At 36.2% G+C, this 20,503-nt stretch carries 21 protein-coding genes; 9 read left to right on the top strand and 12 right to left on the bottom strand.

Annotated elements, in window-relative coordinates; translation table 11 throughout:
* Positions 1–84 precede the first annotated feature (84 nt).
* The 10 genes from G6N06_RS08160 to G6N06_RS08205 form a co-directional block, all read right to left on the bottom strand.
* Positions 85–540: a DinB family protein gene (locus G6N06_RS08160; RefSeq protein ID WP_163515732.1), complete on the bottom strand. Its 456-nt coding sequence runs from the start codon at positions 538–540 to the stop codon at positions 85–87.
* Positions 541–641: 101 nt separating this feature from the next.
* Complete coding sequence (locus G6N06_RS08165; RefSeq protein ID WP_163515734.1) at positions 642–1,478, bottom strand: CPBP family intramembrane glutamic endopeptidase; 837 nt, start codon at positions 1,476–1,478, stop codon at positions 642–644.
* Positions 1,479–1,491: 13 nt separating this feature from the next.
* Positions 1,492–2,277: a T9SS type A sorting domain-containing protein gene (locus tag G6N06_RS08170; RefSeq protein WP_163515736.1), complete on the bottom strand. Its 786-nt coding sequence runs from the start codon at positions 2,275–2,277 to the stop codon at positions 1,492–1,494.
* Between the two features lie 4 nt (positions 2,278–2,281).
* A complete protein-coding gene (locus tag G6N06_RS08175; RefSeq protein WP_163515738.1) occupies positions 2,282–2,800 on the bottom strand; it encodes an ankyrin repeat domain-containing protein in 519 nt (172 codons plus the stop codon).
* Positions 2,797–3,345, bottom strand: coding sequence for a YceI family protein (locus tag G6N06_RS08180; protein ID WP_163515740.1), 549 nt, complete (start codon positions 3,343–3,345; stop codon positions 2,797–2,799). Before G6N06_RS08180 ends, G6N06_RS08175 begins: the two co-directional genes overlap by 4 nt.
* Positions 3,346–3,350: 5 nt before the next feature.
* Positions 3,351–3,710: a c-type cytochrome gene (locus tag G6N06_RS08185; RefSeq protein ID WP_163515741.1), complete on the bottom strand. Its 360-nt coding sequence runs from the start codon at positions 3,708–3,710 to the stop codon at positions 3,351–3,353.
* A 6-nt stretch (positions 3,711–3,716) separates the two neighbouring features.
* The gene (locus tag G6N06_RS08190; protein ID WP_163515743.1) at positions 3,717–4,559 is read right to left on the bottom strand and encodes a DUF5777 family beta-barrel protein; all 843 of its coding nucleotides are present in this window, start codon (positions 4,557–4,559) and stop codon (positions 3,717–3,719) included.
* Positions 4,538–4,933: a hypothetical protein gene (locus tag G6N06_RS08195; protein ID WP_163515745.1), complete on the bottom strand. Its 396-nt coding sequence runs from the start codon at positions 4,931–4,933 to the stop codon at positions 4,538–4,540. The genes G6N06_RS08190 and G6N06_RS08195 overlap by 22 nt, the downstream gene beginning before the upstream one ends.
* A gap of 108 nt (positions 4,934–5,041) precedes the next feature.
* A complete protein-coding gene (locus G6N06_RS08200) occupies positions 5,042–5,425 on the bottom strand; it encodes a hypothetical protein (RefSeq protein WP_163515746.1) in 384 nt (127 codons plus the stop codon).
* A 317-nt stretch (positions 5,426–5,742) separates the two neighbouring features.
* Positions 5,743–6,414 carry an RNA polymerase sigma factor gene (locus G6N06_RS08205; RefSeq protein ID WP_163515748.1) on the bottom strand — a complete coding sequence of 224 codons (672 nt, stop codon included), beginning with the start codon at positions 6,412–6,414 and terminating at the stop codon, positions 5,743–5,745.
* Positions 6,415–6,634: 220 nt separating this feature from the next.
* On the opposite strand from G6N06_RS08205, the gene folE reads away from it, so the two are divergent.
* The 5 genes from folE to G6N06_RS08230 all read left to right on the top strand — a co-directional run bounded on the left by folE (position 6,635) and on the right by G6N06_RS08230 (position 13,203).
* Entirely contained in the window at positions 6,635–7,273 is a 639-nt protein-coding gene (gene folE / locus G6N06_RS08210; RefSeq protein WP_240338014.1) for a GTP cyclohydrolase I FolE, read from the top strand.
* A gap of 73 nt (positions 7,274–7,346) precedes the next feature.
* Positions 7,347–7,886 (top strand): DUF4142 domain-containing protein, encoded by a 540-nt coding sequence (locus tag G6N06_RS08215; protein WP_163515750.1) that lies wholly within the window; start codon positions 7,347–7,349, stop codon positions 7,884–7,886.
* The gene (locus G6N06_RS08220) at positions 7,886–8,245 is read left to right on the top strand and encodes a cupredoxin domain-containing protein (protein WP_163515752.1); all 360 of its coding nucleotides are present in this window, start codon (positions 7,886–7,888) and stop codon (positions 8,243–8,245) included. The genes G6N06_RS08215 and G6N06_RS08220 overlap by 1 nt, the downstream gene beginning before the upstream one ends.
* Positions 8,246–8,395: 150 nt before the next feature.
* On the top strand, positions 8,396–9,667 hold the full coding sequence (locus G6N06_RS08225) for a hypothetical protein (RefSeq protein WP_163515754.1): 1,272 nt from the start codon (positions 8,396–8,398) through the stop codon (positions 9,665–9,667).
* A gap of 251 nt (positions 9,668–9,918) precedes the next feature.
* Complete coding sequence (locus G6N06_RS08230) at positions 9,919–13,203, top strand: cytochrome c biogenesis protein (protein WP_163515756.1); 3,285 nt, start codon at positions 9,919–9,921, stop codon at positions 13,201–13,203.
* Positions 13,204–13,273: 70 nt separating this feature from the next.
* On the opposite strand, the gene G6N06_RS08235 is transcribed toward G6N06_RS08230, so the two are convergent.
* Both G6N06_RS08235 and G6N06_RS08240 read right to left on the bottom strand, forming a co-directional pair.
* The gene (locus tag G6N06_RS08235) at positions 13,274–14,710 is read right to left on the bottom strand and encodes a pyridoxal phosphate-dependent decarboxylase family protein (RefSeq protein WP_163515758.1); all 1,437 of its coding nucleotides are present in this window, start codon (positions 14,708–14,710) and stop codon (positions 13,274–13,276) included.
* A 31-nt stretch (positions 14,711–14,741) separates the two neighbouring features.
* Positions 14,742–15,431, bottom strand: a complete 690-nt coding sequence (locus tag G6N06_RS08240; RefSeq protein WP_163515760.1) for a ferredoxin reductase domain-containing protein — start codon at positions 15,429–15,431, stop codon at positions 14,742–14,744.
* Between the two features lie 493 nt (positions 15,432–15,924).
* Between G6N06_RS08240 and pta the strand changes: the two genes are divergently transcribed.
* The 4 genes from pta (at position 15,925) to G6N06_RS08260 (ending at position 20,330) form a co-directional block, all read left to right on the top strand.
* Entirely contained in the window at positions 15,925–18,033 is a 2,109-nt protein-coding gene (gene pta, locus G6N06_RS08245) for a phosphate acetyltransferase (RefSeq protein ID WP_163515762.1), read from the top strand.
* Between the two features lie 78 nt (positions 18,034–18,111).
* The gene (locus tag G6N06_RS08250; RefSeq protein ID WP_163515764.1) at positions 18,112–19,296 is read left to right on the top strand and encodes an acetate/propionate family kinase; all 1,185 of its coding nucleotides are present in this window, start codon (positions 18,112–18,114) and stop codon (positions 19,294–19,296) included.
* 410 nt (positions 19,297–19,706) lie between these two features.
* The gene (locus G6N06_RS08255; RefSeq protein ID WP_163515766.1) at positions 19,707–19,940 is read left to right on the top strand and encodes a thioredoxin family protein; all 234 of its coding nucleotides are present in this window, start codon (positions 19,707–19,709) and stop codon (positions 19,938–19,940) included.
* A gap of 129 nt (positions 19,941–20,069) precedes the next feature.
* Entirely contained in the window at positions 20,070–20,330 is a 261-nt protein-coding gene (locus G6N06_RS08260; protein WP_163515767.1) for a DUF2024 family protein, read from the top strand.
* Positions 20,331–20,503: the final 173 nt, after the last annotated feature.

Below are 20,503 nucleotides of genomic sequence, written 5' to 3' on the forward strand. Positions count from 1 at the left end.
ATGGAAATATAATTTCCGTTGAATACCTCGTTGGCATGTCTTGAAGCTTTTGATAAAGTTGATGATGACAAAGAAATTATGTCATTAAACAAACTTTTTGATAGCCATTAAGGCACCTAAATGCAAAGCTTCGTGGTAATTATTAAAAATAATGGCGTCTTCGACAGAGTCCATATTCAACCCGAGCAGTGTTTTGCGAGGTGCAAATGAGTTAAATACTTGATTTGAATAATCGGTTTTAGTTTTCTCGAATAATGAAATCAAAAGCTCTTTGAGTTCATCGACTTCGGCCTGATTAGTTTTTCCAGTCGGAAACGTTCCTGGTTTATATGAATTCACTAAACTATCTGATATATATCCCGATAAGTTGGAAGAGTTGTATAGTAAGGCTTGTTGGACCACTATCACATGCCCAATATTCCAAATGAGATTGTTGTTAAAACCTTTAGGTATTTTATTCAACTGATCTAAGGAATAATGTTCAAAATATTCCAATAAAAGTGCTCTGTTGATTTCCCATAAATTGAATTCTGTTTTCATTTTTTATTTTTTTTGATAATAATCAATTTGATGTGCAAATATTATTCTCACCAATAGGTCTTAATTCTCCTCAAACCTGTCTCTATTTAAAAGAAAATCTCTTATTTATGCCTCGTGGTCTTGTTCGCAGTTTTGACCTGAATTGCCTCAAGACCTTTAATCACAGGTTCTTTTAGCATCCAAATTGTTTTCTTGGTAATAATAAGTGGTATGTTTTTCCTTTTTTTATAGATAATGGTCAAGCCGAAAATGAGTATGATGGTTATAATTCTAAAGATATTGGCGTAGACATCACCTAATGCGTTATCACTAACTGAAAACAACATCCAAGATACATTCATAAAGAAGTGTACACCTATTGCGGTCCATAAATTAAAATTCCATTCTACATAGACCCAAGCAAATATCACTGCTCCTAAAAAAGTAGTTAAAAAGATTCCGATAAGGGTTTCTATTTCTTGACTTTGATAGGAATGAATTGCTGCAAATAGGATGGCACCTGAAATAACCGACCAAAAAAAACCTAATCGTGAGTATTTAAATGCAAGACCAAATAAAAAACCTCTGAAATAAAGCTCTTCAAAAAAGGCAGCTGCAATACCCGACACCAAAAATTCATTAAGTGATAGATCATGGTTAAATGAAAATAAAAAAGCAAAACCGATGAACATTGGAGCTGTACATATCAATGAAAATATGACTCCTTTTACAATTGAAGCATTTAAGCCTAGTTTTTCAAAGAAACTTTGAGTTGTATCTATAATTAGCGCTCCAATAAATAAGGGTAATCCAAATATTAAATAACTAATGATATGACTGATTCCAAAATTATGAATGTTCTCATTTAATAGATCTCTTAAAAACTTAAAATATAAATCATCAACTATGAAGTAGATGGTAAAACCTATAAAGATTATTAAAAGTGGTTTTGCTTTCATGTTTACTAATGGTTCACTTTACAATTAATTTTTTCATGGAAATCGATCCTAAGTCATCCTCTATCTCCACATAATAATTTCCGGTAGGTAACTGTGAGATGTTAATTTCCGAAGATGTATTCTTTACATACAAGACATTTTGACCTAACGAGTTATAGATAGTTGTGTTGACAATGTTATGATCAAAATTTGAATGAATCACAAAACTTGAGGACGCCGGATTAGGTATCAATTTGACTTCTTTGGATACTAAATCATGATTGTCAACACCAAGTGTTGTAAACGAATTACTTATTGAGTAGCCTCGATTTGAAAAACCATGATAGGCCAAAATGTAATTGGCCGATTGACTTCTTGAATACGCAAAATCAATGGTGTTGTTTTGAAAATTGAATATATAATCATTAGAGTCTCCTGTATTAAAAGGACGAGTGGCGATAATTGTCCGTATTCCTGAGGACACAGTATTGGAGGTTAAACTCCAATTATTTATTGAATCATCTGTTGGTCGGGTTCCTACGCCATTATGAACAGCATCAACCAAGGTATTTCCATTAAAATAAACAATATCCTCGCCATTTTTCATGCCGTCTCCAAAACTAAAGTTTCCAAATTGTAAAGCGTACCATCTATCAGAAGGGCCTGAAAAAGTTAAGGTAACAGTTTGATTGTTGTTGTTTAAATCGATTTTGGCAGTCATTCCTGATAGTAAATTGACAATTCCAGTGGATTTCACTTGAGCGGTCAATGAATTAATATTCAAAAAAGTGCTAAGGAAAACAAGTAATAGTGGTCTCATAATTTTAATTTTTTAAAAGGTTAATGATGTCTTGGTTTTCTGTGGATAGTGCATACTCAAATGTGGTTTTCCCAGATTGGTCCACTAAATGGAGGTCAGCATTATATCGAATAAGTAATTTGATAAATGGAATATTTCTGAACATAATAGCGTACATCAAAGGACTGACCCCATTGTCATCAGTAATATTAACGTCAGCCCTGTAGTCTAGTAAGGTGTTTATCATGTTTGAATGGTTTTTTACCACGGCGGCTGCCAATGCGGTACCATTAGCGCTTTTGTGATTTATTTTGTTCGTGAGCGGAAGTATATAATCGACTATAGATTTTTGACCGTAATAGGCAGCAATGATAAGTAAGGTGTGATTATTGGAGTCTATACTGTTAGCCAAATCCGGATTGGCCGCTATTTGGTTTTTGACACTTTGTAAATCACCATTCCTGACAGCATCAAAGATATCAGTTTTGTTTTGGTACTGAGCAAAGGCTATGATTGGAAACAGTATAAAGATCAATATTTTCATGGTTTTAAGCTGTGATTAAAGGAGACATGTATTTCTTTTGCAATTTTATTCATCACCAATTTTGGAATTTCAATATTGAAATCTTCCGGAGTTATTATAAATTCTCCATTTAGATATATCGTTTCATCAACCATCTTCACAGTGCATTGTATCTCTATGGATTTTGTGACACCTCTAATGGTCAATTCACCTGCCAAAACGTAGTTCATGTTAGTATTTGAAAGATCATTTCTATTGAAATCTATTAATTTGCCTTTGAACGTAGCCTTTGGATAAATGGAACTTTCCATATAATTCTCATTAAAATGCTCTTGCATTAAACCCACTTTAAACTGAAATCCGTTAATAAACACCAATGATGCAATTGATCCTGTTGAAGTGTCTAAAATGGTGGACACTGTATTAGAATTTGCTTTTACTTCCTCAAAACTTTTGACGGATGCCTCGAACTCAATATGACCATTTCGTGTTTTATAATGTTGGGAATAACCAGAGTAGCAATTGAGACTGACTACTATTAATATCAAAAAATATCGTTCCTTCATAATGCTTAAAATTCTAACAATCCATCCTCAACCCATTGGAGTACAATATCGATCTGGTTTTGTGCCATTCTTCCAGTTTGGGGCATTGCACCCGGTTCGCCATTTTGTCTCTGTATACGATCTAATAAATCAGTGGTCAGTACAGCCTCTTTAACAAGCGTATAATTTGTTAAGGGCCTAAACGCAGAGATTCCTCCAGGAGCATGACAACTGATACAATTCCTTTGAATAAGATCTTTTACATGAGAATTATAGGTAACAAACTCATCAGGAGTGAAATCATCTTCTAATTCAGAAAATGTATTGGATCCACAACTGACGAGCAGGCTACCCACAAAAACAACAAAAAAAATTCTCTTCTTCATAATATTTTAAAACACGCGATATAAATTAAAACCAAAATAAACATCGCCTTTTCCCCAGTCACCAACAGCATTTGTTAGGTAGTTGCTTTCAGACACACCTTGAGAATTTGTGAAAAGCAACTGAAAAACATGTCCTCCGGTTTCTATGTCCAATCCCAAAGACAATGGATTGTTATAAAAGGAGGGAAGATTACTGTACATATATTCAGCATTTAATGACAAGCGTTTACTTAATTTTAAACGTCCGCCTCCGCCAACTGAAAACTGTTTTTGATGTTCAATTTCTGGGTTGTAAACATTTTTATATAAATAAGAGCCAATAACTTCTACCGTTAGAGAGTGAGATATTGCCCGAGAAATTAATAGTTGAGATACGTAACTTAACCGGTTTTCAAAGGAGAGATTTGGGTAGGCATCCCTATCCAGCTGACTGTTGACTTGAATGGTGTGATATCCTACAAGGGTAACCGGTGCCTCATCATTTTGGTTCACCAACCTGTATTTTAATGAGCCTTCATAAATTTTATTTAATGTATGCCTTGAAAGTCCTAAGGATAACCAATTCTCAATGCCATAGATAAAGCCTATTTTGGTGGTGGCATTATCCAATCCGAAGAATGTGTCGATACCATCTTTCAAAGATCCAAACCGATGGGAAACCACAAAATAAAAATCACCTGAATTTGGCATTTTAGTGGATTGAAGATTAACCATTTGTAAGCCCTTAAAAGAATATACCATCTCACCTGTAATTGAATCGTTACCAAGCATATCCAATAGATCATCTTGAGCATGTAGCTGACTTTCAAACAGACTAACAATTAATATTAAAATGAGTCTAGTAAGCATTCACTTAATTTTAAATTATCAAATAACTCATCATAACCTATGTACTTCCCTTTGATCTTTATTAATTGATTTGGAGCTACATGGGCATATGACTTAGTGGTAATACAAACAATTTTATCATCCAAAACAATAATTGAATCCTGAATAGAAGTAATAATTCCTGTCAGACCTATAACCTCATTCATATGCAGTTTGTCAAACTGAGTTTGATTTTGAATAAATTCATTGTAAAAATTTTTAGCACTGGTTTTATAACTAATGCTTTTATTATTCATGAGCTTGGGCGGCATCGTGACTACTTTATATAGAGTGAATACTATAAAAACTGACATGATTACGGTCAAAAAAACTTTTTTTCTTATTGAGATGCTCATGTTGTATGGGTTAGATGTTTGATCATTATGTTGAAATCCAATTCTTTTTAAAAGGCGTCTTTTGGACGCCTTTCGCTACTAATCAACAAGGGAACATTTGACAACAACTTAATTTTTGGGCTTATTCAAAGTAGGAGCAGACAATTTAGCCAAACTAAAAGCAGCTATGGCCATTACCAAGTCTCTTACGGCAATATCTAAATATGATCCACTAACAATTAAGGTCAGAGCAATTAAAACTAACCAGGCCATTACGATATAGGCCCCAATCATAGGGCGTATTATAACCAAAATCCCTGCTATTATTTCTATGACTCCAACGATTATCATAAATGTCGAAACTTCAAAAGGAATCATGTCTGCCATATTTGGAGACACATAATGAGTCCAATCAGTCAGTACATTTGTGAACTTGTCAATCCCTGCAATTATTGGAACAAAACCAAAGGTGTAATGCAATAATTTTTTGACGGTTAAAGTATTTGTATCCATTATTATGATTTTCTGTTCTATACTTTTGATGCAGAAACAAAGTTTGGGTTACAAAATCAATAAAATTTATAAGGATGTAGTCGATGAACTATGGGTAACACTCTGATTATCAGAAATGATTTTCCGTAAGCAACGTAATGTTCAAATCAATTGGATAAACACCTTTGACAATGGCTTCAAATTTAAAGAAGAGGATAAGTTAAATGGTTGGATGTGGAATTCATTGAAGTTTCTACCAGTCCCAATAGATTCTTTAAATACAAGAAACAACAGAGGAAAAACAATTATTTTATAAAAATGTTATTATTTTGAATTGATTATTGATTTGAATAATTTTTATAAATATGATCCATAACATTGGCTACAATAGTATCACACTTTGAATTTCCAAACTCAAAAATACTTGAGTAATCCGTTAAATTTAAAATTGAGCTCCTTAGCATGAACCGCGCCCTATGCAAACGCACTTTAACGTTAGTTTTGCTTAACTTCAAACATTTGGATATTTCTGAAATATCCAAGCCTTCTATTTCTCTCAGCATATAGACTATCTTGTACTTTTCAGGCAATGTATCTATTGCTTTCTCCATGAAGCAAGAAGATTCTTTATATATAGTATGTCGTTCAGGATTCATAGTGTTTTGATCTGCAATCTGTAAAAAATTATCATCTTGTTGCAATGAAATGGTCGTATGCTTTGGAACTTTCCGCTTTCGTTGTAGGGCTTCATTTATTCCAATCCTAATCAACCAGGTAGAAAATTTGGATTCATTTTTAAACTGGTGTAATTTTTCGAAAGCTTTAATATAAGTGTCTTGCATGGTGTCTTCCACATCCTTTTCTACTAATAAGTAACTTCTAATTGTCCTATATAATAGTTCATTATAACGTCTCATTAAAATTTCGAATAATTGAATTTCACCTTCAAGTATTTTTTCAATTATCGCCGCCTCAGTCAATTGCTTTTCTGGTGTTGTTTTGTTATACATAACGATTGCTGTTTGTCTTTAGATGCGAATTCATGGGTCTGGTTACAAAATTTGTAACCTTTTTTTAAGATGCTCATCTAAACTAAAGGGCCATGAGTTAAAGGCGATGGCATTTTGTTGACTGCTCAACTTTTAATAATTCTGAGTTTTGAACTATTTATCTAAAATGCGCCACGAAGCTTAATGTAAATTTTAAACTAATTAAATCAACAAATTGATTATGGGAATTAATGGAAATAGAGTTCTTGAATCCACTATGTATTCAAGTAGAAAAATACAAATAGATGATATTGAGGATCATGAAAAACTAGAATCTATACAATATCATTTTACCAAAATAATGGAGGCACTCGGTCTGGATCTTGATGATGCAAGTTTAAAGAAAACCCCAGAACGAGTTGCAAAAATGTATGTCAATGAGGTGTTTAGAGGATTGAATGAGAATAATTTTCCGAAAATATCATTTTTTGAAAACACCAACAACTATAAGGACATGTTGATGGTTGACAATATTAGTATGTATTCTTATTGTGAGCATCACTTTGTACCCTTTTTCGGAAAGGTTGCCGTGGCATATATACCCAATGATAGAGTTATTGGTCTGTCAAAAATCAACCGAATTGTTCAATTCATTGCCAGTAAACCACAAATCCAAGAAAAGCTCACGGTTGAAATTGGTCAAAAATTATCGGAGCTTTTGAAAACTGACGATATAGCCGTTTTTATAGAAGCTACGCATTTATGTGTGGCCTCTCGTGGCGTAAGAGATGAGAAAAGTGTGACTAAAACAAATTTCTTTAGTGGAAAGTTCCTTAAGAACAAAATGAAATCCAGATTTATCAATGCCCTGGGAAAATAATATCTAAAATTATTTGTAACCCAAGTACAAGATATGCATCAAAACAATAAACAATTTTTAAAACATATATATTATGAAAACAAAAGCTAGATACAAATTGACAGTAATTTGTGCATTAGTAATGGCCACATCGGGTTTGATGATGGCTCAAGACGCCCCAAAACTAACAGATCCTGAAATAGCATCTGTAGCTGTGGTGGCAAATCAAATTGACATCGATTATGGAAAAGTGGCGATAAAGCGTTCTAAAAATAAAGAGGTGACTGACTTTGCGAACCGAATGATTGAGGATCATAGTGCAGTCATTGATCAGGCAGTAGCTTTGGTTACAAAGTTAGGCGTGACCCCTAAAGATAATGCGGTGAGCCAATCCTTAATGAGCCAATCTAAAGAAACCCTTAAAAAACTGAACTCAGTCAGTAAAAAGGATTTTGACAAGACTTATATCGATAATGAAGTAGCATATCATGAAGCGGTCATTGGTGCTGTTAAAAATGTATTGATTCCTCAAGCGCAAAATTCAGAACTCAAAGATTTGCTCGAAGCAGTACTCCCGGCTTTAGAAGCACATCTTGGACATGCTAAAATGGCTCAAAGTAAAATTTCAAAATAATGCAAACACATAAGTCTTTAGTTTCTAAGTATTTATTTATTGTAGCGGTGCTAATTTGTGCTTTTGTGCTAATGATGGGGTTTAAGAGCTCGGAAGACACTTATAAGCCCACTCGGCATACAGTAACTATTTTTAAAATGAAATTTAATCCAGAACATCTAGTGGTCAATAAAGGTGATACTGTGGTGTGGATCAATAAAGATTTCTATCAACATGATGTGACTGAAATGACTAGTAAAAAATGGACTTCAAAACCTTTTAATCAAGGCGAATCTTGGTCAAAAGTGATCACCGGGGATATCAAATATTACTGTGATCTACACAAAGTGATGAAAGGTACAATTACGGTAGCTAAGTAGTCGATGTAGTATTTATTAGAGTGGGGTTGTCTATTTTTTCAGTTTATGAAACTGGATTAATTTTTCGCCTCTAAACTTAAAAAATCTTATTCCGATTCAAATTCAACATTAGGAAAAGGTTATTAATTCACTAACAAAAAACGAAAAATCATGAAAAATTATTTTAAAATTTCTACGGTGATATTCGCCGTAATGGCTATGCTTAGCCTTTTTAGTTGCAATGATGATGATACCGGAACGATCATACCAATTCCACCAGGAGAAGGTAGTTTGGACCTGCCTCCTCTGGATCCACAGTTAGTCCAAGAGGGAAAAGACATATTTAGATATGATACTTTTGGTGATGAGACGTTTTGGACAGATGTATTGCAGATGAACCAAGTTATAGAATCCGCAGTCAGTCCAGCAACGGCTTTGGCTGTGGGCTTAAAGGTCGATGCTTCTGCTTTACCGGCTGAAGTTGTTGCAGCCATTCAAAATGGGGACGTTGATTTGGAGGATCCTCAAACCACGTTGGTGTTGCTGCAACTGAATGCTGTTGTTGGGGTACAAGGTCAGGTAAGTGAAAAACCGGATGGTTCTTTGACCTTGGATAGAATGGGTATAACTTGCGCTTTATGTCATTCAACAGTTGATGATTCTTTTGCTCCAGGCATAGGAAATCGCTTGGATGGTTGGGCCAATAGAGATTTGGATCCAGGTTTTATCATCTCTTTATCGCCAGCCTTAGATCAAGCAACAAAAGATGTTTACGCATCTTGGGCCCCAGGGATATATGATCCAAGATTCAACAATGACGGCTTGAATAATCCTGTTGTTATTCCCCCTGCTTATGGACTATACGGACTTCCTAAAGCAATTTTTACTGGGGATGGAGATATCGAACATGAACCTGCCGGACCAGTGGCTTATTGGAATAGATATGTTGCAGTGACCCAAATGCATGGACATGGATATTTTGAAGACCCACGTCTTAATTTGGTGGTTGACCACAGAGAAGGTGATGATTTAGTCACCGACAAACTTCCTGCATTACAAGCCTATCAGTTTTCTCTTGATGCACCAACGCCTCCAGAAGGTTCTTTCGATGCCGCTGCGGCAATCAGAGGAAAAGCACTTTTTTCAGGAAAAGCACAGTGTGCAACATGCCATTCCGGACCCTTATTTACTGATGTCATTGATGGTGGTAAATTACATCCTCAAAGTGCATCGGTAGCAGTAGATAAAGATTATGTCAAACGATCAGCTACCAAAAAATGGAGAGTTTCACCATTAAAAGGAATTTGGCAACACCCTCCTTATTTTCACGATGGGTCCGCAGCGACGTTGGCAGATGTGGTATCAAGATATAATGAGGTAAACAAACTTAAATTAAGTGATACAGAAAAGTCTGATCTTACTGAATATCTGAAATCAATATAAGTAGTGTAAAAGTATTTTAACCTTACCGTTTGGAGAGCTTGCTGTTTTTTATACATCTCTTTAGGGAGGCAGTTCCTAAAGGAACCATGCCCTAAGGAGATGTTTTATTTAAATATTTTTCAATTTTCAGGTAAAAGAACGAGGTTATAAGTAACTAAAACTATTAGCCTAATATTTCTCTCTCTCAACTCACCACTCATCACTGCTAACTACACACATACAAGATTGATATATAAAAATCAAGCTAACAAATGTCACGTCTAAAAAAAACTCTCTTCTCCACCCGTACCATGACGGTGCTTTTGCTATTATATGCTATTTCCATGGCCGTAGCGACCTTTGTAGAAAATGATTATGACACGGCTACGGCAAAAACGCTCATCTACAACGCGACCTGGTTTGAAATTCTCATGCTTTGGCTCATTCTCTTATTTGCTGCTAATATTAGAACTTACCGACTCACAAGAAGGGAGAAATGGCCGATACTAATTTTTCATTTGGCCTTTATTTTTATGTTTATTGGAGGTGCCATCACGCGCTATATTAGTTTTGAGGGACAAATGCCGATCAAGGAAAATCAGACCACCAACGAAATTAATAGCGATCTCACGTATTTTAAATTGTTAGTCACTGATGGGAATAAAACCATCAGCTATGATAAAAACCCCTATATGATGTCTTATTTTAATGCTAAAGACACCAAATGGCCTTTCAAGAGAACCTATGAACAAAATTATCGGTTTGATGATAAAGTTATTTCTTTAAAAACCCTTGATTATATTCCAATGGCAAAAGATTCAATTCGCACCTCTGAATCTGGAAAGAAAATGCTCAATATTGTAACGGTAGGGCAGGGAGGTAGAGTGGACAATTATATTACCGAAGGTGAAATCGAAAACATTGATGGAACTATATTTAGCTTCAAAAAGCCATTCCCTGGTGTGGTTCAACTATCGGAAAAGGATGGTGATATGATGATTTCCCTTCCATCTGATGGGCAATATATGTCGATGGAAGGGCAGCAAGTGGGTGTAGTAACGGATTCGACATTATTGGCTCAACAGTCAGGCAATATGAAAGCGAATGAAACTACACCTCTAAATCACCGGGCACTTTATACTGTTAACAACACCAGTTTTATCATTCCAAAGGCTGCGTTCAAAGGAGAAAGGGTTTATTACAGTGGGGACAAGAATGATCCGAGGGACAAAAATCTTCTGGAAGTCATTCAATTAGAATTATCCTCAGGAAATCAAAGGGATACTCTTTTCATTAGAGGCGGAAAAGGGGTTACCGAATTCGACAAAACTTTAATGATTAATGGTTTGAATGTTTCTTTGGGATTTGGCTCCAAGATACTTTATACAGATTTTCAGTTGCGATGTGATGATTTTCTGCTTGAGCGTTATCCAGGATCAAACAACCCATCGTCTTATGAAAGTACGATTACAGTGATAGATAAGGGAACGGAGAACCAGCACCACATCTATATGAATAATGTGATGGATTATCGAGGCTACCGATTTTTTCAGGCAAGTTATTTTCCCGATGAAAGTGGAACCATCCTTTCCGTAAATGCAGACAGATGGGGTACAAACATCACCTATTTCGGATATTTCTTATTGTTTGGAGGAATGTTCTTTACCTTATTTTGGAAAGGCACAAACTTCTGGAAATTGAACGATTCATTAAAAAAAATTCACAAAAAAAGTCTGATTCTACTTCCATTTTTACTGTTTTTTGGACTGGGTCTTGTGACAAACTCATCTTTTGCTCAGAATAACAATGTCCAAGCAAAAGATACAACAGTCAATTCGCAGCAAAAACCCCGACCCGACGTCCAGTTTGCGAGACCTGATGAGCTTGGCTCCAACAGGAGAATTGACCCAGAACATGCAGAAAAATTCGGCCATCTCCTGGTTCAGGATTTTCAAGGTCGGATTAAGCCTATGAATACGCACACCTTAGAGCTGCTCAGAAAGATCCACAAAAAAGACACCTATAAAAAAGGAAATGTTAGCATATCGTCAGACCAATGGTTCATTTCCATGCAGGTTGATCCGGGGTATTGGGCTAACGAACCTCTGATCAAGGTCGGGCAAAAAGGAGGAGACCAGCTATTAAAGGAAACCGGTGCCAATGCCGAAGGCTATACGTCTTATGCCAATCTTGTAGACCTAAAAACAGGGATTTTCAAATTGGGAAAACAGAACAACAAATCCTTTAGCAAACGGAAAGCGGACCAGTCTAATTATGACAAAGGTGTTATAGAGGTGACTGAGCGATTAAATATCTTTAGCAATATTGCTTTCGGATATTATACCAATGTCGTTCCGGTAAAAAATGATCCTGCACAAACATGGATCAGTTGGATTTATAGTTCTGATGAGAATACCGTTGAGATTGATAGCACAGCTTATGCACTTCTAACTCCGTATTTTAATGGTGTAAAAGAGGGTTTAACAACGAGAAATTGGAATAATGCAGATAAGAGTATTGAAAACATCAGCAAGTTTCAGCAGGTTTGGGGAGAGGATATTGTTCCTTCGGAATCAAAAGTCAATTTGGAAATTCTCTACAATCATCTGAACACTTTCTTTTGGTTGATGATTGTTTACAGCTTTTTGGGAATGGCTATGATCATTCTTGGATTTGCAGAAGTGTTTTCGTCTGGGTCAAAATACAATCATATCATTCGTACTCTCACCAAAATACTGTTGGGATTAATGATTATAGCATTAACCTTTCAAGCACTGGCTTTGGGAGTTCGCTGGTATCTTTCGGGACATGCGCCTTGGAGCAACGGTTATGAGGCGATTATATTTATTTCGGGAATTGGTGTGCTGGCGGGATTGCTTCTTTACAGAAATCGGAATGCTTTTATTCCGGCAGCCGGCGCATTGGTCGCCATGATTATGATGGGATTTGCCCATGGAGGCTCCATGCTCGATCCACAAATTACACCTTTGGAACCGGTCCTAAAATCTTATTGGTTGATGGTCCACGTGGGGATCATCACGTCCAGTTATGGATTCTTCGGCTTGTCAGCAGTATTGAGCTCGATTTCATTGATCCTGTTCAGCGTAAAACCAACCAAAAAAATAGAGAGATCCATCAAGGAAATGACCATTGTGAATGAAATGGCATTAACGGTCGGAATCTTTGCCCTTGCAATAGGTACTTTTTTGGGAGGCATGTGGGCAAACGAGAGTTGGGGAAGATATTGGAGCTGGGACCCGAAAGAAACTTGGGCATTTATTTCGGTTATCTTTTATGCCGTAGTGCTCCATTTGCGATTGGTTCCGAAATTAAGAGGCAAACTAACTTTTAATATTGCCAGTTTATGGGCGATATGGACGATTATCTTCACTTATTTTGGAGTCAATTACTATCTGTCTGGGTTACATTCTTATGCCGCTGGTGACCCCATTCCGATTCCCTCCTGGATTTACATGACTGCAGCAGGAATGCTCCTGTTAACCCTAGTGGCTTATTTTCGAAACAAAGTTAATAAGTCGCAGAAACATAATAGCTGAACATTTGTTTTGAGTTCTATAAGTTTGTCTTAAAATATTATATAATTACTAATAGAATCAACAATCGACTTTAGATATCTAATTGATGTTTTATTTTTTTCAGTAAATGTAGAAATAGATCAATCTCTTTTTGATGTGTTCTAAAGGAAAGAATGGCGGCGCGTAAGGTCAATTTATCTTCTAAGACTGTGGAGGAAATAAAAATCCTGCCGTCTTTTTGAATCTCATCCAGTATGATTTTATTGAGCACATCGCTGTCGTAGTTTTTTAATTCCAGTCTAAACGCCACAACGGTCAAATCGGGTTCGCATAACACCTCATATCCAATAGCTTTAAGTTCTTGGTGTAGATAATTGGTGAGTTGCAACTTTTCATTGAGATAGCCGGAGAAAACACTCTCCCCGTACAGTTTCAGTGGCAGCCACATGCGTAAACCTCTAAAATGTTTGCTTAATTCTGGAGATAAATCGGCAGGTGAATATTGGTTTTCCATTTCGGCATCTCGCATATAATTTGCACTGTAGGCATGGGCCGACGCTAAATGATCAATGTTTTTCACCAATACAATTCCCAATCCATATGGCATAAACAAGCTCTTATGGGGATCTAAAATCACCGAGTCGGCCAATTCAATTCCTTTGAGTCTCTCTTTTCCTAAAGCGGTTAGCATAAAAAAACCACCATAGGCAGCATCAACATGCATCCAGATATTGTGGGTTTTGCTGATATTGCTTAATTTTTCCATAGGATCTATAGCCCCAACATCAGTGGAGCCAGCATTGGCGATTATTAAAAAAGGGTTTAATCCGATATGTTCATCATGTTTAATCTGAGTTCCCAAAGCTGAAACTGAAATCCTAAAGTGCGAATCGAGAGGGATTTCTCTAATAATGCAATTTTCAAGTCCAATGATTTTTAAAGCCTTGTAGATACTGTGATGCGATTGCGATGTACAATACACTACACTTTTTGAAGCCTTTGAGGTAGTGATGTTTTTGTGGTGTTTCGCCGTATGAAGTGCGATTAGGTTGGCGATGCTACCTCCAGAAGTCAAGTTTCCTCCGAATCCGTCGGAAAAGCCCATTAATTTACCTGTCCAATGGATAAGTGCGTCTTCCATTTTGACCGCTCCAGGCGATGCATAAAACACCCCAGCGTATCTATTGGTCACTGCAGCAAGATAATCGCCTAAGGCGGAACTGTAAATACCCCCTCCCGGGATATACCCTAAATGACCACCTGATGCAGGATTTAATCCGGTATCAACCACACGCTCTTTAAAAAACGCTAAGATATCATCCAAGGATTCTTTGTCCCTATTAATTTTTAAAAAAAAATCCCGTTCAGTTGCAGCATGTGTGTCGTAATGAAACGCTTTTTGGGTGTCTAAAGTGTCAATGAAATCTTCTGAGAAACTCTGAATTTTATCAAGAAGAGCTTTGCGTTCTGTGGCAGATTCTTCAAGTTCAAATACATTATTTGTAAAATATGGCTTCGGACTTTTCATGGAATATTAATTAATATTTCGATAAAATTAATCAAAATTTGTAGCCCGTTTGTATATAATCATGTTTAACACCTATGGTAATAAGATGGGTTTTAATATCCTCTTCAAATTGTTGTGGTCCGCAGATATAAAAATTTTGGTCAGTACTTTGAACCAAATTAAGTAAATAGTCTTTATCAATCTTCCCAAATGGAAGATTCTTTGATCTAGTTCTGCTTAATATTACCGACAATTTAGTACTAAATAATTGCTTCAACTTGTTATAATATAAAACATCATTTTTGGTCTTGTTGGCATAAATTAATCTATGCTCTTGTTTGACATCTATGCCGTTTTTGGACATGTTTCTGAAAATAGGCAAAAACGGAGTAATGCCAGTTCCGGCAGCAATAAAAGTGCCGCTGCCTTTGTAAGAATACGAGTCCCAGGCATAAGACAACTGTACAATGTCATCGGGTTGCAATTTTGCAATGCCCTGTGTGAGCGCATTTGGGTTTTCGTAAACTTTAATCACAAATTCTAAATACTCGTCTGTAGGCACATTGGCCAATGTAAAAGGCGCAACGGCAAGCTCGTAACCCGGTTTGTCAATACTTAAATCGACCGCTTGACCAATATTAAAATCAAATTTCCATGGTTTGGTAATTTGTAGTAATATAACATTGTGATTTAAAGTGGAAACATTGAGAACTTTTGCTTTATACGGAAATATGATACCCATGATGCTTAAAATTTAATATCTTTTCTATTGGATGCAAATTCTATGGAATGGTTACATAAGATGAGGTAAGCCAGTAGTTTGAAGCTATTTTACCTGACAAAATATTTCGAGGGGATTGGGCTTTGATTTTGGTAAGGAAATTATATCGGAACTGCTTTTGGACTTCAATTGGTGAATTTATAGTTTGGGGCATTTATTAAATCATAAAACATCATTTTAAATTGAATTTATGATAAAAATCATGACATTTGACAAAAGAAGTTAGGATATTTGTCGACTAATTATTGAATGAGATCTGTATACAATGGAGATAAAAACGCTATTTGCCTTACGTCATGAAACTGCTAGTTGTATTCGTAAATCAAATGGTTTTTAATCATCCCCATAAACACGGCGCCATATAGATCTGATATGCAACTAATTTTAAATTTTCAGAGTATAACGACCAAAAAATTTAACCCGCTTGTGGGGTTAAACTATAATTACATTTAACATGTCAAAAAAAACAACCAATAAAGGCATTTATATTGCCACCACAGAACCTAATATTGGGAAATCTATCATCTCTTTAGGATTGATGCAGTCACTGTTGGGAAAGGCCGCAAAAGTAGGCTATTTCAGACCCATTATTGATAATTTCGAACCAGGAAAAACCGATAACCATATCAATACCGTATCCACCTATTTTAATCTTGATATAAAATTTGAAGATGCCTACGCCTTTACACGGAGCGAGGTCATCAAGAAAAAAAATGAAAACAAAGACGGTGAAATAATGGGCAGGATTATTGAAAAATATAAAGGCCTTGAGGAGCGATTTGATTTTGTTTTGGTAGAAGGGAGCAGTTTCATCGGTGAAGGATCCATAATGGAGTTTGATATGAATGTGTTGATTGCCAAAAACTTGGGTGTACCTGCTATTATTGTGGGGGGAGGTGTTGGCAAAACCTTGGAGCAACTTGTAGCAAATTTACAAATGGCCTATGATTCATTTAAGGACAAAGGGGTTGAGGTATTGTCTGTTATAGCCAATAAGATAGAGCCACAAAATCTTACACTGGTCACTTCAGAATTAAAAAAGTTCTTTCCAAAAGATGTTATTGTAGACGCAATTCCGTTAAATTATAGTCTGGCAAATCCATCGCTTAAAGAAATTGTGGACACCCTGAACGCTAAAGTACTTTTTGGTGAAGAATATATTAATAACCAAGCGGGTAATTTTAGTGTAGGCGCGATGCAACTTCGCAATTACCTTATTCATTTAAAGGAAAAAGCTTTAGTCATTACACCAGGTGATAGGGCCGATATCATATTAGGGGCGTTGCAAGCCAATATTTCTGATAATTATCCATCTATATCTGGAATTGTGCTAACAGGCGGACTGATGCCTGAAGACTCTATCCTGAAACTCATTGAGGGACTTTCAGATGTGGTTCCAATTATTTTGGTTGAAGGTGGGACGTTCTCGGTAACAAATCGTTTAGGGAGCATTCAGTCTCAGATCTATGCTGAAAATACTGAAAAGATAATGACGTCTATAAAGGAATTTGAAAAGCACGTGAGCGTAGATGCGCTAATCGAACGTCTTATTACCTTCCAGACAAATGGAGTTACGCCAAGAATGTTTCAGTACAATTTATTTCAAAAGGCAAAATTGAGTAAAAAGCATATTGTTTTACCGGAAGGCAATGATGAACGTATTTTGAGGGCTACCAAACGACTTGTGGATCTGGATGTCGTAACAATTACATTACTTGGCGATAAGAAACAATTGGAAGATAAAGTGATGAGCCTTGATATTGGATTGGATTTTGACAAGGTCACCGTCATAAATCCGATCGAATCTGAATATTTTGAATCTTATGCAGAAACGCTCTTTGAACTTCGTAAGCATAAGAATGTCAATCTGCCTATGGCTAAAGATTTGATGGAAGATGTATCCTATTTTGGTACGATGATGGTATATAAAGGCGATGCCGATGGAATGGTTTCGGGGGCGGCTCATACCACCCAGCACACTATTTTGCCTGCGCTTCAATTCATTAAAACAAAACCGGAAGCACCTATTGTTTCTTCTGTGTTTTTTATGTTATTGGACGATAGGGTTTCTGTGTATGGCGATTGTGCCATTAATCCCAATCCAACGTCCATCCAATTAGCTGATATTGCCATTTCTTCAGCAGCAACCAGTACGGTTTTTGGAATAGACCCAAAAATTGCCATGTTATCTTATTCTTCAGGTACTTCTGGGGTAGGAGAAGATGTGGAAAAAGTGAGAGAGGCAACGAAATTAGTGAAGGAGAAAAGACCAGACCTGAAAGTGGAAGGACCAATCCAATATGACGCTGCAGTTGATATATCTGTAGGCAAATTGAAACTTCCAGATTCGGAAGTTGCAGGGCAGGCCAACGTTTTTATTTTCCCTGATCTTAACACAGGAAATAATACCTATAAAGCAGTACAACGAGAAACAAAAGCATTGGCAATTGGCCCAATAATTCAAGGTTTGAATAAACCGGTTAACGATTTAAGCCGAGGCTGTACCATAGACGATATCTATAACACGGTTATTGTAACGGCAATTCAAGCACAAGGGATCTAATGAGTACTAAGAATTAAGTATAAAGTATTAAGTATTAAGAATGAGGAATTACGGCATAACGTCGAAAATAAAAGGTATATGAAGATATTAATCATAAATTCCGGAAGTTCTTCCATAAAATTTCAATTAATGGATATGCCTTCCGAAACATTAATTTGCAGTGGACTAGTGGAGCGCATTGGCTATAAAAATGCTACGATTAGTTATAAAACCAATGGCAACAACCTGCAACAAACACATCATATCGAGTCGCACAGGCAAGGCCTTGAGAGAGTAGTAGAATTATTGCTTGATCCCAAAAAGGGGGTTATAACCCACACCAACGAAATTAAGGTGGTAGGACATCGCGTGGTACACGGAGGAAATTCGTTTTCAGACACCACATTAATTACGTCAGAAGTTAAGGATAAAATACAGGAATACGCTGCCTTGGCACCTCTGCACAATCCTGGAAACCTTGAGGGAATTCTTGTTGCTGAAGAAATTTTTCCTTCTGCAAAGCAAGTGGCCATCTTTGATACAGCTTTTCACCAAACCATTCCGGAAAAAGCCAAGAGGTATGCCATTCCAACAAGCTTATATGAGGAAAACGGCATTCAAGTCTATGGTTTCCACGGAACGAGTCACCAATATGTATCAGAAAAAGCAATTGCGTATTTAGGAAAAGAATCATCTAAAATTATCACCATTCATTTGGGTAATGGTTGTAGCATGACTGCGGTTAGGGATGGTAAGAGTATAGACCATAGTTTAGGATTTACACCTTCCAATGGTTTAATCATGGGAACCCGAAGTGGTGATATCGATCACGCAATTATTTTCCATATGGTTAATAACCTGGGGTACACATTGGATAATGTCAAAACACTGCTCACCAACCAAAGCGGCATGCTGGGCCTAACGGGACATGTAGATTTAAGGGATATTCAAGCTGAAGCTGAAAAGGGAAATAAAGATTGCCAACTGGCTTTATCAATGAACGCCTATCGTATTAAAAAATATATTGGTTCTTACGCTGCTGCAATGAATGGATTGGATGCCATTGTGTTTACGGCGGGAATTGGAGAAAACTCAAGTGTGATCAGACAATTGGTATGTGAGGACATGGAGGTCTTTGGTATGGACTTGGATAAGACCAAAAACAACAAAAGATCAGGAGATATAAGAGAAATCAATACAACTGCTTCCAAAGTCAAAATATTGGTCATTCCAACCAATGAGGAACTGGAGATAGCAAAGCAAGCTTTTGAGTTGGTGAATTGATTTTATAAAAGATATTTAATAGAGTAGGAGTAGCACTGACTTTGGTGCTACTTTTTTTGGAGATTATTTGAAATTTTGTAATTTATTCTACCAGATTAAAAAACAGCAATTTATTTTCATGCTGACGATGAAATTTCTTTCCTGATTTTATTGGATAAGATTGAAATCAGGTGTATCTACAATGTATTCCATTGGACAATTACTTTTAGAAACTTAATAAAAAACAAATACATTAAAATACATATTATTACGATATTGATTTACAGATAGTTATGCCCATAATTTAAATTGGACATCAATCATAGAATATCTAACCATCAAAAAAAAATTAAATTTTAACTAAAATAGTTAGGAATCCTTACTATATTTATGGCGGCAATATTACCAAAACACATTTAAATTCTTAAAAAATGGCAAAATCAATTTTCTATCACGCTGGATGTCCAGTCTGTATTAGTGCAGAACACGACATCGTAAATCTTATTGGTTCAGACAATGTAGAACTTGTTCACATTGGTGAAGACCGTAGCCGAATAGCAGAAGCTGAAAAAGCTGGAGTCAAATCGGTTCCGGCCCTGTTAACGCCAAATGGAAATGTGCTTCACCTCAATTTTGGGGCATCCATGGCAGATGTGAAGGGCTAATGAATCGCCCTGTAAAGTTAGAACGCCTATCTTTCCAGGGCTTTTTCAGAGTAAAAAGCGCAATAATAAGGACTGTTTTAGTCCTTTTGATTTGCTTTCAATACAAGGTTCAGTCAAAATAAAACAAATATGAAAGTAGCAGTTTGGGACACTTATGTAACTAAAAAGGATGGTAACGTGATGCACTTTGATATCATAGCACCTCAAGAAATTAGGGATCCAAATATTATTTACGGGTATGGTAAGGATTATTTGAAAACCAAGGCACAAGACGGCCAAGCATTAACATCAAAGGAGTGCAGCTTTTGTCATATTGAAACCCTAAGACCACAATGGGAAGAGGAAATCAATAAGAAAGGTTATTTCATTCTCGAAATGGAGAACTGTTAATGAAAACAGATGTCAATTATCAATAGGAACTTCGAATTTTTGGCAAATACTTTCATTGAGAAAGTATACAACTATTCAGGCTTAGGTTATATAGTTGTTGATGTGGCAAAATAAATTAGGGAATTTTATCACCTAAAATTGAATTTATTTTTGGGAAACTCAGTTTTTTGGGT

Source organism: Gelidibacter japonicus (genome assembly GCF_010725055.1).
Lineage (GTDB): Bacteria > Bacteroidota > Bacteroidia > Flavobacteriales > Flavobacteriaceae > Gelidibacter > Gelidibacter japonicus.

What these genes read in the sequence shown, in the direction of transcription:
- G6N06_RS08160 (WP_163515732.1), bottom strand. Translation starts at nt 540, where the DNA reads ATGAAAACAGAATTCAATTTATGGGAAATCAACAGAGCACTTTTATTG.
- G6N06_RS08165 (WP_163515734.1), bottom strand. Translation starts at nt 1,478, where the DNA reads ATGAAAGCAAAACCACTTTTAATAATCTTTATAGGTTTTACCATCTAC.
- G6N06_RS08170 (WP_163515736.1), bottom strand. Translation starts at nt 2,277, where the DNA reads ATGAGACCACTATTACTTGTTTTCCTTAGCACTTTTTTGAATATTAAT.
- G6N06_RS08175 (WP_163515738.1), bottom strand. Translation starts at nt 2,800, where the DNA reads ATGAAAATATTGATCTTTATACTGTTTCCAATCATAGCCTTTGCTCAG.
- G6N06_RS08180 (WP_163515740.1), bottom strand. Translation starts at nt 3,345, where the DNA reads ATGAAGGAACGATATTTTTTGATATTAATAGTAGTCAGTCTCAATTGC.
- G6N06_RS08185 (WP_163515741.1), bottom strand. Translation starts at nt 3,710, where the DNA reads ATGAAGAAGAGAATTTTTTTTGTTGTTTTTGTGGGTAGCCTGCTCGTC.
- G6N06_RS08190 (WP_163515743.1), bottom strand. Translation starts at nt 4,559, where the DNA reads ATGCTTACTAGACTCATTTTAATATTAATTGTTAGTCTGTTTGAAAGT.
- G6N06_RS08195 (WP_163515745.1), bottom strand. Translation starts at nt 4,933, where the DNA reads ATGAGCATCTCAATAAGAAAAAAAGTTTTTTTGACCGTAATCATGTCA.
- G6N06_RS08200 (WP_163515746.1), bottom strand. Translation starts at nt 5,425, where the DNA reads ATGGATACAAATACTTTAACCGTCAAAAAATTATTGCATTACACCTTT.
- G6N06_RS08205 (WP_163515748.1), bottom strand. Translation starts at nt 6,414, where the DNA reads ATGTATAACAAAACAACACCAGAAAAGCAATTGACTGAGGCGGCGATA.
- folE (WP_240338014.1), top strand. Translation starts at nt 6,635, where the DNA reads ATGGGAATTAATGGAAATAGAGTTCTTGAATCCACTATGTATTCAAGT.
- G6N06_RS08215 (WP_163515750.1), top strand. Translation starts at nt 7,347, where the DNA reads ATGAAAACAAAAGCTAGATACAAATTGACAGTAATTTGTGCATTAGTA.
- G6N06_RS08220 (WP_163515752.1), top strand. Translation starts at nt 7,886, where the DNA reads ATGCAAACACATAAGTCTTTAGTTTCTAAGTATTTATTTATTGTAGCG.
- G6N06_RS08225 (WP_163515754.1), top strand. Translation starts at nt 8,396, where the DNA reads ATGAAAAATTATTTTAAAATTTCTACGGTGATATTCGCCGTAATGGCT.
- G6N06_RS08230 (WP_163515756.1), top strand. Translation starts at nt 9,919, where the DNA reads ATGTCACGTCTAAAAAAAACTCTCTTCTCCACCCGTACCATGACGGTG.
- G6N06_RS08235 (WP_163515758.1), bottom strand. Translation starts at nt 14,710, where the DNA reads ATGAAAAGTCCGAAGCCATATTTTACAAATAATGTATTTGAACTTGAA.
- G6N06_RS08240 (WP_163515760.1), bottom strand. Translation starts at nt 15,431, where the DNA reads ATGGGTATCATATTTCCGTATAAAGCAAAAGTTCTCAATGTTTCCACT.
- pta (WP_163515762.1), top strand. Translation starts at nt 15,925, where the DNA reads ATGTCAAAAAAAACAACCAATAAAGGCATTTATATTGCCACCACAGAA.
- G6N06_RS08250 (WP_163515764.1), top strand. Translation starts at nt 18,112, where the DNA reads ATGAAGATATTAATCATAAATTCCGGAAGTTCTTCCATAAAATTTCAA.
- G6N06_RS08255 (WP_163515766.1), top strand. Translation starts at nt 19,707, where the DNA reads ATGGCAAAATCAATTTTCTATCACGCTGGATGTCCAGTCTGTATTAGT.
- G6N06_RS08260 (WP_163515767.1), top strand. Translation starts at nt 20,070, where the DNA reads ATGAAAGTAGCAGTTTGGGACACTTATGTAACTAAAAAGGATGGTAAC.